Source organism: Vallitalea sediminicola, from assembly GCF_054408565.1.
Window position 1 is genome coordinate 71,686 of record NZ_BTPT01000025.1, and the last position, 12,322, is coordinate 84,007.

13 protein-coding genes are annotated in these 12,322 nt (G+C 29.3%); 11 read left to right on the top strand and 2 right to left on the bottom strand.

Going from position 1 to position 12,322, the window contains the following annotated elements; all coding sequences use genetic code 11:
• Nucleotides 1-27: 27 nt before the first annotated feature.
• The 7 genes from ACX6CF_RS11030 to ACX6CF_RS11060 all read left to right on the top strand — a co-directional run bounded on the left by ACX6CF_RS11030 (nucleotide 28) and on the right by ACX6CF_RS11060 (nucleotide 5,294).
• Nucleotides 28-648: a histidine phosphatase family protein gene (locus tag ACX6CF_RS11030; protein WP_458785379.1), complete on the top strand. Its 621-nt coding sequence runs from the start codon at nucleotides 28-30 to the stop codon at nucleotides 646-648.
• Between the two features lie 139 nt (nucleotides 649-787).
• Nucleotides 788-2,437: an amidase family protein gene (locus ACX6CF_RS11035; RefSeq protein WP_458785380.1), complete on the top strand. Its 1,650-nt coding sequence runs from the start codon at nucleotides 788-790 to the stop codon at nucleotides 2,435-2,437.
• A 247-nt stretch (nucleotides 2,438-2,684) separates the two neighbouring features.
• Nucleotides 2,685-2,810 (top strand): hypothetical protein, encoded by a 126-nt coding sequence (locus tag ACX6CF_RS11040; RefSeq protein ID WP_458785381.1) that lies wholly within the window; start codon nucleotides 2,685-2,687, stop codon nucleotides 2,808-2,810.
• A gap of 284 nt (nucleotides 2,811-3,094) precedes the next feature.
• Nucleotides 3,095-3,340, top strand: a complete 246-nt coding sequence (locus ACX6CF_RS11045) for a hypothetical protein (RefSeq protein ID WP_458785382.1) — start codon at nucleotides 3,095-3,097, stop codon at nucleotides 3,338-3,340.
• Between the two features lie 2 nt (nucleotides 3,341-3,342).
• The gene (locus ACX6CF_RS11050; protein WP_458785383.1) at nucleotides 3,343-4,029 is read left to right on the top strand and encodes a hypothetical protein; all 687 of its coding nucleotides are present in this window, start codon (nucleotides 3,343-3,345) and stop codon (nucleotides 4,027-4,029) included.
• Between the two features lie 16 nt (nucleotides 4,030-4,045).
• Nucleotides 4,046-4,720, top strand: a complete 675-nt coding sequence (locus tag ACX6CF_RS11055; protein WP_458785384.1) for a hypothetical protein — start codon at nucleotides 4,046-4,048, stop codon at nucleotides 4,718-4,720.
• Nucleotides 4,721-4,784: 64 nt separating this feature from the next.
• Nucleotides 4,785-5,294, top strand: coding sequence for a putative signal transducing protein (locus tag ACX6CF_RS11060; RefSeq protein ID WP_458785385.1), 510 nt, complete (start codon nucleotides 4,785-4,787; stop codon nucleotides 5,292-5,294).
• Nucleotides 5,295-5,376: 82 nt separating this feature from the next.
• Here ACX6CF_RS11060 and ACX6CF_RS11065 read toward each other — a convergent pair whose 3' ends face one another.
• Nucleotides 5,377-5,637 (bottom strand): hypothetical protein, encoded by a 261-nt coding sequence (locus ACX6CF_RS11065; protein ID WP_458785386.1) that lies wholly within the window; start codon nucleotides 5,635-5,637, stop codon nucleotides 5,377-5,379.
• A 175-nt stretch (nucleotides 5,638-5,812) separates the two neighbouring features.
• Here ACX6CF_RS11065 and ACX6CF_RS11070 point away from each other — a divergent pair, with 175 nt between their 5' ends.
• Nucleotides 5,813-6,379, top strand: coding sequence for a hypothetical protein (locus ACX6CF_RS11070; RefSeq protein WP_458785387.1), 567 nt, complete (start codon nucleotides 5,813-5,815; stop codon nucleotides 6,377-6,379).
• A 210-nt stretch (nucleotides 6,380-6,589) separates the two neighbouring features.
• Complete coding sequence (locus tag ACX6CF_RS11075; RefSeq protein ID WP_458785388.1) at nucleotides 6,590-8,677, top strand: methyl-accepting chemotaxis protein; 2,088 nt, start codon at nucleotides 6,590-6,592, stop codon at nucleotides 8,675-8,677.
• Nucleotides 8,678-8,776: 99 nt separating this feature from the next.
• Here ACX6CF_RS11075 and ACX6CF_RS11080 read toward each other — a convergent pair whose 3' ends face one another.
• Nucleotides 8,777-10,114, bottom strand: a complete 1,338-nt coding sequence (locus ACX6CF_RS11080) for an alpha-amylase family glycosyl hydrolase (protein ID WP_458785389.1) — start codon at nucleotides 10,112-10,114, stop codon at nucleotides 8,777-8,779.
• Nucleotides 10,115-10,317: 203 nt separating this feature from the next.
• Here ACX6CF_RS11080 and ACX6CF_RS11085 point away from each other — a divergent pair, with 203 nt between their 5' ends.
• A complete protein-coding gene (locus tag ACX6CF_RS11085; protein WP_458785390.1) occupies nucleotides 10,318-11,355 on the top strand; it encodes a LacI family DNA-binding transcriptional regulator in 1,038 nt (345 codons plus the stop codon).
• A 28-nt stretch (nucleotides 11,356-11,383) separates the two neighbouring features.
• Nucleotides 11,384-12,229, top strand: coding sequence for an SAM-dependent methyltransferase (locus ACX6CF_RS11090; RefSeq protein WP_458785391.1), 846 nt, complete (start codon nucleotides 11,384-11,386; stop codon nucleotides 12,227-12,229).
• The last annotated feature ends 93 nt before the right edge of the window (nucleotides 12,230-12,322 follow it).

Consider the following 12,322-nt stretch of genomic DNA (forward strand, 5'->3'; position numbering starts at 1 on the left):
AGCATGTAATAATATTTGGAGGAAAAAATGACAAGATTATATTTAACAAGACATGGAGAAACTGAATGGAATCTTATAAAAAAAGTTCAAGGTAGTAGAGATTCCAATTTAACACAGAAAGGCATTATGCAAGCAACAAAACTAGGTAAATATCTAAAGAACACTGATATTGATGTGATTTATTCAAGTTCCAGTGGTAGAGCCTATAATACTGCAAAAATAATAGCTGGTAATAGAAATATAGAAGTAATCAAGATGGATGGCTTGAAGGAAATGAACCTGGGTATATGGGAAGGTAAAACTTTTGAAGTGATAAAAGAAGATAATGAAGAGATGTATGATACTTTTTGGAACAAACCTCACTTAGTAAAAGAGTTTCCAGGAGAAAGCTTCAGTGAATTTAAAAAAAGGGTCGTAGGAACAGTTCTGGATATTGCTGAGAGCAATAAAGGTAAAGATATTTTAATAGTGGCTCATGCTCTAGTACTGAAAGTTGTTATGAGTTTTTTTGAGAATAGACCATTGGAAAAATTGTTTGAAGATCATTTCATGTATTCAACTTGTCTTAATGAAGTTGAGATAATGGATGATGAATATAAAATAGTAAAATATAATCAAACAGATCATTACGATATTGAAGTTGGCTAAAGTAATTATACTTATTATAAAGCATTATACATACGTTGAATTTAAGAATAGATATAGAGCCAACAATTATTTGCATACGTTATTGTAAAAAAGAGATAATAATAGTAAGAAATAATAAGCTTATAACCAGGAGGTTACTATGAAATCGTTAAAGACAATTATGGCAGTAGTAATTAGTTTTGCAGCAGTTGCAGCAGTTATTCTCTATACACAAATTAAAAAGATATCAAATTCTAATAATCAATCAAAAAAGCAAGTAGAGAAACAAGAAAAAGATATTAAAACCACAGCAAAAAGATCTCTTGATTTTTCCGCATTTGATACAAGTCTAGATAAATTAGATGATAAAAGATACAAAATGATTGAAAAATTAGTTGTTGAATCAGATATTACATCGATACAAAAAAGTGTTGAATCAGGAGATTTAACTTATGAAGAACTAACATTATTCTATATTAAAAGAATTAAAGAAATGGATAATAATAAATTGAATACGGTTCTACAACTGAATCCAGATGCTATAATTATTGCTAGAGAAATGGATGAAAAGAAAAATAATGGTGTGAAGCTTGGTAATTTACAGGGTATTCCAGTATTATTGAAAGATAATATTGGAACTGGGGATAGACTTAATAATACTGCTGGAGCCAAAGTTTTAGAAGATTCATCTAGTGATAGAGATGCTTATATTGTTAAAAAACTCAGGGAAGCAGGAGCAATCATTTTAGGAAAGGCTAATCTAAGCGAATGGGCTAATTTTATGAGTATCGATTCATCGAATGGTTATTCTGCGCTTGGAGGACAAACTCATAATCCTTATGGTAATTTTGATGTTGGAGGGTCTAGTTCTGGTTCAGGAGCAGGAGTTTCTGCTAATTTTGCAGCATTAGCTATTGGTACCGAAACAGCAGGATCAATTATATCTCCCTCTAGTCAAAACTGCGTAGTAGGAATCAAACCTACCGTAGGTCTTTGGAGTAGAGATAGAATTATTCCTCTTGCCATTGACTTAGATACAGCGGGTCCTATTGCACGAACAGTCAAAGATGCTGCTATTTTATTAGGTGAATTAGTAGGAAAAGATGAAAATGATATTGCTACTAGTGATGCACCAAGTAAAACTGATTATTCAAAATATTTGGTTGGAAATGGTTTGCAAGGTATGAGTATAGGAATAGTAACAAATAAAGAAGTAACTTCTAGTTATCGTAATGATGATAATGACAACATTAATAGAATCAAAGATGAATTGATTAATCTGGGAGCGGATGTAAAAAATATTGAACTAGATGAAAAAGCTTTTAAAGTAGATGAGCATGTAGATATAATGGCTTATGAATATAAAACTGGAGTAGAAAAATACTTAAATGAAATAGGGGATAATGCTCCTGTTAAGGCTATAGAAGAAATAACAGGATTTAATAACAGAGATTTAGAAAACAGAGCTTACTATGGTCAATATTTTATTGAAAAAGCAAGAGATATTACTATGACAGAAGAAGAAAATATTGAATTTTTATCACATAATAGATTAAATACCAGTTCAGCAATAGATGAAGCACTAGAAGATAATAAGGTAGATGTTTTAATATCTCTTAATAATTATCTATCTGGTATTTACCCTATAGCAGGCTATCCAGCAATCACTGTGCCAGCAGGATATAGAGAATCTGGTGAACCGGTTGGATTGACAATAACTAGTACTAAGTTTAGTGAGGGTATATTAATAAAAACGGCATATGCTTACGAACAAGGTACTAAACATAGAAAACAGCCTGATATGAAATAGAAATATGGTTATTATTATATAGTATCAATCAGCCTAAAATTGATTGATATTATATTTGAGTTAATCGGGAATATAGGAAGGATAATATATGGATAGTTAAATATCCTTGTATCTACTATAGTTTATTGGATTTCAAGTCTTAATATATAAGAATAGTGATATTAAATAATTCCTATATATGTGGTAATTATTTTGTGATATACTATATTTATTTATAATAGTACTGTATATAAAGGAGAAGAATAGTATGATATTATCTGGACAGAAAATAAGCAGCAGATTAGGAAAAGATATTTTTATAGAACCATATAATGAAGAACAATTGAATTTATCCAGAAGTAGAAGTCTGTCAAATATATTATCACACTATTGATGGTGATTATGATAAATATACAAGTGGAAAATACCAAAATAACAAGGGTATACAACCAAGTTTATTATATAGGGATTTTGAATGATTATGTCTGACACTTGAATTTAGGAGAATTATATGAGGAAACAGGGGTTATAGAATACAATTTATTACCTATCTGTAATTATTCTGTAGAAATCGATGAAAGCAAAAGTTTTGGCAGATTATACTATGCAGAAGTAAAAAATATTAGCCAACATTACTATTTAATTGTTAAATAAATATTTATTATAGGAGATGTTATTATGATTATTGTTAGAGATAGAAATACATATAAAAAATATATAGTATTAGGAACTGGACTGGGAGCATATAAAGCTGTTCGTCCAAGCTTCTTTGGGGGTAACTTGTTCCCGCATGAAGAAGAGGGAACGGTTAAAACTATAGCTGTATGTGATTCAATAGGTGATATATTCTGGTTTGAGTCAAATGATTTACAAGTAATAGAAGTGGATGGAATAAAGATTTCTGAAATAGATTTAGGAGAGTAATTATGGACTTACTTGTAATAATTTTGTTCGGAGTAATTTTAATTAGCTGTATCCTAATTAGGTTAAAAATATTTGAGAATCATAGAAAGATATTAGGTATAATATTTATATTGATTCCAGCTATTATTATAATTGAATATGGTCTATATGAAGAAACTGATTATATAAACGATTTTATATTCATCAATATTTACTGTATCATAGTTGGATTTATAATAGCATTGTTAGAGAAAAAAACCAAGAAAAGTACTTATTTATATTTTTCATTTTTCATAGTATTGTATATTATACTATTTTATTCAATCAAGATTATTAATGAAAGAATGATGATTTCAATTAATTATATATTTATAGTTATGACATTTATCACTAATCTTAGATATGTTTATAAAAGAGATGACAGAACAGCAATGATTTTTGCAAATATTATTGGAATCATAATAATAGGTATTATGACTATGATTTATCCTAAGTCATATTTAACAAGAACAAAGCAAGAATGTATATTGAGTGAGTATCTTACCAATGTACAAAAAATTGATGATGAAGATATTATTGAAATGACTGTGTTATCAAATCCAAGCGAAGATAATGAAAAGAGAATCTTTGTTAAAATAAAAGATCAAGGTGCATTTATCTACTATTATAAAAATGGAGAAATAACAGGAATAGAAAAAAATTTTAAGTAATTGAGAGGGATTTATTATGAAGAAAAAGTATTTTGTGATAAGTGTTTTATTAATAATTAATATAGGCTTAATACTATGCGTAGTTAACATTACTAATAAGATAAATGTTCTTCAAAATAGATTTAACGATATTGAAGAAAATATAAAATTAACTATGAGTAACAATAAAGATGATGTAAATGAGAATATAATAGGTATAGAGGATCAAATTAATGAATTAGATGAGCATGAAATAGAGCAGGAAATCTTAGATTTAGAAAGTAATCTCAATAGGGTTGAAAATATTATATTTAATCAACCTAACATTGATATATTATCAGGTGTTGTTAAAGGCATTGAAGTAAAGGACCAGATAATTAAATTACATATTAGACCAAATGAAATATTATATGGCAAGGATGCTATAAATATGCTAATAGAGGAAAAAGGTTATAGTAAAGAAGATGCTAAAGCTAAAATTGGTAAAACAGGGTATTATTTAAATGATACAGAAAGTGAAGTAATAACAATAGAAATATCTAATGATTGTCAAGTATATTTTACTGGAACAATTGGATTAGTTAATTGTACTTTGGATGATTTAATTGACAAAGCAAATCAAGAAATAAATTCTGATTTTGAAGATGATTATACCTTTGTTCTAATGAACGGTAAAGTGATACAAATTTATCAAGCATATATTCCAAGTTAATGACTGCGCATAAATAATGATACTATTAAAATAAGTATTAAATATAAGATGGAGAGTGAAAAGAATGGCTTGGTGTCCAAAGTGTAAAAGTGAATATGAAGATAATGTAAAGGTGTGTAAAGAGTGTAATGTTAAACTCGTAGATCAATTAGATAAAGAAAAAGTTGAATATCAAAATTTTGAATTTTTATTAAACGTAGGATCAGTTAACGAAGCAAATATCCTAATATCATTATTAGAATCTTATGACATACCTACATTTCATAAGAGTAAAGGTTCAGGAGAATATCTGCAGGTAGCTACAGGTATTAATTATCAAGGAGTAGATATCTATGTACCTGTTGATGCATTAACCAAAGCAAAAGAAATTATTGATTATTCAAGTGATGAAGAGGTAGATAATAGGGATATTGAAATAGAGAATATGAGTGAAGATAGTAATTCTTATGAAGATGAACAATTACAAGAATTAGATAAGAAATCTAGTAGCAAAAGACGAATTTTATTATGGATATTAATACTTCTGTTTTTAATAATACCTTTGCTTATTGTAATGATTGATTGGATTTTTTGATGAATTATTAATTATAATGGGGTGAGAATATGGGGCATAAAATATGAAAAAACTGTGGTGAAATTAATAGTTCGTCTGCAATTTATTGTGCAATTTGTAATAGTTCATTGAAGGATGCCAAAAAAAGGGAGGATACTATTAATTCCAGCAGTTCTATCGGGAATTCAGCAGTATATAATGGAACTGAAGATGTAACCTTGGGTGAATGGATAATAATACTAATATTGTTAGCTATACCTATAGTTAATATAATAGTAGTAGTAATGTTGGCTTTTGTTTGGAATAATACAAGTATAAATAATTTTGGAAAAGCTTTACTCATATTGAGTTTAATAGTATTCATAATAATCATCTTATTCAGAGGATGTTCATGTTATTAGTATTATGAATGTTATCAATTGATTTGGGGATTTATATGGATATTATTAAGCAAGTATAGTACTATTTTGATTTCTTTTATGGTTTGTCTTGTTTTAAATTAATTAATTATTTATTATAAAATAGTGAGGATAGAATAGATGACAAAAATAAATAAATATTTTACAGTAGTATTACTAATGATTATTATTTTAGTTGTAGCATGTAAAAATACGAAAGTTAAGAAATATTCACATGAAGATAATAGGTGTTATATGATTACGAGTAATACTATATCACTAACTTACAACGATGATTTTAGTCACAGTTTTTATTACAAGATTGATAAGAATTATAAAATAAAGGTAGAATTGATAATTAAGGAAAAAGAAAAAGTAATAGGTACAATAGAATTAGAGGATACCAAAGAAGATATCGCAGATATTGATGGTACATTTGGTTTGGCGGTAGATAGGGATAAAGAAAATAATAAAATAACATGGACTATAAGACATGATGAAATCACTAAGCAAATTGAAACGTTAGACTTATTCTTGGATGTAGGAGGACACAGAGGGACTATATGTGACAGTGGGGTATTAGACGAAAATGGTATTATAGCTATTGATAATAAGTATGATATAAAGAATGAAGAAGAAAATGACAAAAGCGATAAGTATGAATGGAGTATGGAATTCAAAGTTTATGGGATTGAAATGGGTGTATAAATGTTTAAGATCAATATATATGTATGACTAGAATAAAGACATTAAAAACAAAAGAAATTTAATATTCAATTATTTGACAGAACAACATTGATATGATAAAATTTTATGCAATATAGCTGTTAAATAATAACTTTGTTTGACATAAAGTACAAATGTTTATTACTATTTTCAATGTGCTGTACATATTACATTATAGGGAGATGGAGATTTATGAATGGTAAAATCAAGTGGCTTATTGCGTACGTCATACACTTAATACCAATAACTATGCTAATAATATTAAGTGTATTTCACGTTGACACACCGTTATTTATTTATGTTATACTTTTTGTTTGGACTTTTGCAGGGGTTATTATTACTGGAAAGTTCGTATTCAAAGTAAAAGAAAAAGATGATTCTTTGACAAATAAAATACTTGATTGGAATTTTGAAGATGAATTAGATGACGATGGGATTATTGAAACAAATGTTAGGGTTATTTACAATAACCTAAAAAATTATTTCCTGCAATTTGATGAGCAGTTTAGAGATGTTTATAATATTGCACATCAGTTAGATCAAGTTCTTAACAATATAATAGATACTTCAAATAATATTTCTCAAGCATCTGAATACATAGCAAGTGGTTCAGTAAATCAAACAAATGATATTGATTCATGTGTAAACCTAACCGAAGAATTGACTAATAAATTGAATATGTTAAACAGCATGTCAAAAGAGCTTATAGATGAAGCGGATAAAATGTATGAAACAAGTAGACAAGGTAATATAACAGTTAAAAATCTTTCTGAGCATAGCAAGAAAAATCAAGAAGTCATTAATAAAATAATAGAAGAAATATACCAGTTGGTTGAAAAAACTTCTAACATTAAAAACATAACAGATGTACTATATGATATAGCTGACCAAACTAATCTATTAGCTTTAAATGCAGCTATTGAAGCTGCTAGAGCTGGAGAAGCTGGAAAAGGCTTTGCAGTGGTTGCTGATGAAGTAAGAGGATTATCTAATCAAAGTAGGGAAGCTAGTGCTAACATTAATGAAATGATAATAAATATAACAGAAGAACTCAATTATCTGAAGACTATCGTTGATCAGTCACAAAGTGTTTTTGAAGAAGAGAATCAAGCAGTAAACACAGTTATTGAATCTTTTAATTCCATTAATAATTTTATAGACACATTCATTAATAGGCAAACAAAATTTGGAAATGCATTTATGGAATTGGATGAGTCCAAAGATAATTTTGCTGCGGCTATTGAAAATATGGCTTCAGTAATAGAAGAATCAACTGCTACTACTGAAGAATTGGCTTCTTTAACATTATCACAGTCTAATACTACTAATGTCGTAAAAGATATATCTACAAAACTTTATAAACAAGTTCAAGGTATAAATAATGATTTTGAGAAAATAAAAATAGATAATCAAGAAGAAAATAAAGTGAAATTTGCTTTAGTCTATGATTTGGATTGTGAATTCTGGAATTCAACTGTTAAAGAAACTAAAAAAACTGCAAGTTTATACAATGCTCATGTTGATTTCTTTGCACCAAAAACACGAGAAAATGGCAAAAAAGAGATGGAAGAGATATTAGACAATATTTTAAGTGCTAACTATAATGGTATTATCATTAGTCCTATCGATACTCCAAAAATAAAAGAACAGCTTAATACAGCTATCGGTAGAGGAATAAAAGTTGTACTTCTCAACTCTCCTCTTGAGAGTGTTGATTATGAAGCACTTATTGAAACAAATGGAGTCAATGCTGGTAAAAAAGCAGGAGAGGTTGTAGTAAAATTATTAGGTGGTAAGGGAAAAGTAATACTTGGAGAATGGAATGATATTCATATTAGTTCCATTATTGATAGGGGTAAGGGATTTGAACAAGAAGTAGTTGCAACTTCTGATATTGAAGTAATTAAAGTTCCTGTACCAAGTATACCTAACAAAGCGGATACAGAAAAAATTATTAAAGATATGTTGAATAAATATCCAGATGTAGATTTGTTCTATTCAACCAACAATGATTGGGGTAAAAGGTATGCTGAGTACGTAAGAAAATATAAGGTAGATAAGAAAATAGTCACTATTGATTACATACAAGCTCTAAAACAAGATGTAGTTGATGAAATAATAACTTGTGCAGTTGCACAGAGAAATTTTACTTGGGGAGATATTGCAATTAAAATCTTATTTGATGCGATGGAAGGGAAAAATACTACCAAGTATAAAGATACAGGTACGTTTGAAGTAACTGCAGGAAATGTGAAAATATTTGAGAATAGATTGAAATAGTCAATAAAGGGCAGCCTAGTGAATGAAATAGGCTGCCCTTTTTTTAAAGAACACAAATGAAGTCCAAATAGCTAGTAATGAATCATTTGGGATTAATTATTACTTGGTAAAAACTAAGAAGGAGAATGGTGCTATGTCAATAGAATATTGTGTTGACAATGAAGTTTTTTCATTACTAAAATATTCTATATATTCACCTGCATAATCTCCAAAATCACAGGTGGTATTAACAGTCTCGTTTGATAGGTTTATAACTGTTATAACAGTATTGTCGTCCTTTTGTCTTATGTAAATCAATACATGATTGTTTGAGGTATTTAGAAAAGTCATTTTACCTTGGGTGTTATTGTACCAAAGTGCTGGATTTTCTTTTTTTAGGTTTATAAGCTTTTTGTAAAAATCTTGCTTTGACAAATCAGACCAATCAATCTCATCCTTTTCAAAGAATTCAAGACGTTTATTAAGTGATGCTTCCTGACCTGAATATATAAGAGGAATTCCTGGTGCAGTAAATATTAGTACATTCATAGCATCTACACTATCACCTAATCGTTCAGCAGTTGTACCATTCCATGAATTTTCATCATGATTGGTTATAAAGTTCATGGGTAATGTACCATCTGGATAAATCACTGGTATTTTTAGAAGTTCTCTTTTAATGGTGGATGCATATCCATTTCCCCCGGATGAGTTGTTTATAGTTCCAAATAAGGACCATCCGTAATTTGCTTTAAAACCATTTGACAGAAGACTCATATTGCTTCCATCTTCAGCTAACATAAACATAGGCTTTATTGAATTTAATGCTGTAATTGCTTTTGCCCAGAAATCTACAGGAACTCTTCCAGCCACGTCACAACGATAGCCATCAATATCTGCTTCTGTAACCCAATAGCTAAGAGCATCAATCATTGCATCCTGCATTTCCAGATTGTCATAATTTAAGTCAGCAACATCTGTCCAATTGGTACCAGCAGGATGAATGATTTGACCATTAACTTGTGTATACCATTCAGGGTGGTCATAGATCCACTGATTATCCCATCCAGTGTGATTAGGCACCCAGTCCAAAATAACTTTGAAGTCCATTTCATGACATTCTTCTACTAGGTCTTTAAATTCTTGAAAAGTACCAAATTCTGAGTTGACTGCTTTGTAATCTTGTACAGAATAGTATGAACCTAAGGTGCCGTTACGTTTTACTTCTGAGATTGGATAAATTGGCATAAACCATAGGATTTCTACTCCTAATTCTTTTAAGCGAGGTAAGTGTTCTCTGAAAGCGGATATTGTGCCATCTTTGGTGTATTGTCTTAAGTTAACTTCATAGATAACTGCATCATCAAACCAATCTTTGGATAGTGAAGAATTTCCACAACAAGTTAATGAAATAGTTATACATAGAATAAGTATGAATAGCTTTTTTTGTAACTTCATAATGTACACCCTTTCTAAAATATCCCTATTATTATAAAACAAAAGCAGTAAAATAGCAAGGTTAATCGGTTAAATTATTTGTAATTGTTATAGTATCAATTGTTTATATATTAAGATAGTATAGAGTATACCGATTAACTATTGCTATAGAGTATATTTAACGTTATAATAAAAAATATCTAAGATAAAGGTGATGAATGGCAATGGCAAAGATAACTATGAGAGATGTGGCAAAGTATGCAGGTGTTTCTGTAGCAACAGTCTCCAATGTATTGAACCACAATGATCATAAGACAACAGAAGCAACGAGAAATAAAGTAATTTCAGCTGTTAAAAAACTCAATTATAGAATGGATATGACAGCAAGAACTTTATCAAAAGGAAAATCTAATCTTATTGGGATTTTTATACCTCAGGTTTATGAGAATAATATTCCTGGCACTATATTGAAAGAGAATCCTTATTATAGTGAGATTATTAGTGGAATAGAATATAGTGCAAGGATGTTGGGTTATGATATTTTAATCGCATGTATTAGTTCTGCTGAACAAGCCATTGAATTGACAAATAAAAGAATGATTGATGGTATTGCTATATTGGGTGGTTATGAAGAGGACTTTTGGGATAAAGTCTACACCCTTGAAGTTCCCATTGTAACTACAGACTCTTATGATCATGAAAGAAAAGATGTAATCAATGTAGGTATCGATGATGAATTTGGGGCATACCTTGCTACAAAACATTTATTATCTCTTGGACATACTAATATTGCAATAGGTACAGCAATACTTGATTATTCTCCAGTAAATAAACAAAGGTATAAAGGATTTGCTAGTGCAATAACTCAAGAAGGGATAGATATTAAAAATTGTCCTATCATCGAAGAAGAGGTATCTATTAAAGGTGGTATCAATATTGGGTATCGTCTTATAAAAGATTATAAAGATGTTACAGCCCTATTTATTGTAGCAGATATCATGGCTTATGGTGTAATAAAGACTTTACACCAGTTCGGTAAGAATGTACCTGATGATATTTCTATTATTGGATTTGACGATTTAAGCTTTTCTAATTATACAATCCCTGCATTAACCACAGTTCGACAAGATATATATACTAAAGGGGTAGAAACATCCAAGTTACTAATAGGATGTATCGAAGGGAATATAGAAGTTCCAAATTCAATAGTAATGCCGGTTTCTGTAGTAATTAGGGAAACAACTAAGCATATAAGCAAGTAGAGAAATAATAATTTTATTGGAGGTATTCATGGCAGATAATATATTAAATAAGATTCTTAATTGTATGGCTGTAACAAAAATATATCCTGATATTCAAAAAGTGCAAACAGAACATAGAATAAAATTAGTAGAATCAATGGGTATAAAAGAAGGAGATAAAGTTCTTGAAATAGGATGTGGTCAAGGGGATACTACTGCAGTATTAGCTCATTATGTTGGCGATACCGGTCATGTACATGGTATTGATATTGCAAGTCCTACTTATGGTAGGCCTATAACAGTAGGTGATTCAACTAGATATTTACTGGAGTCTGAACTAGGTTCTCGTATATCTATTGATTTTGAAGTTGATATATTATTGGATGATATTCTAATGGAAGAAGAGTATGATGTAATAGTTTTATCTCATTGTTCCTGGTACTTTAATTCACAGGAAGAACTATTGAAGGTATTCAAGAAGATAAAAAATTATGGCAGGAAGTTATGTTTCGCAGAAAGTAATGTATCTATTGTAGATATGAAACAATATGCTCATTTATTAGCGGTTATGATACAAGCTCAATTAGAAATATTTAAAAAAGGTAGTGTATCTAATATAAGAACATTATTTACTAAAAATGATGTTGCAGAACTAATGAATAAATCCAGTTGGAATGTAATACAAACAGAATCAGTTTATACAAAAGATTTACAAGATGGTAAATGGGAAGTTGATTATGTGTTAAATAATGTTATAGATGAAGTAGATGATATAGACGAGATACCAAAGAAGATGAAAAATCTGATAAAATCTCAATGTGTAATGCTTGAGAATTATAAAAAAGAGGGTATGCTTAGTCCTTTGGCAAGTTTTGTATTTATCGCAGAACATTAATAAGTATAAGATAGAAAAGTACATAGCTAATTGACATACAATCCATTATATGGTAATCTTAAGAGGAATAGACGTCCGAACATATTGCTTATA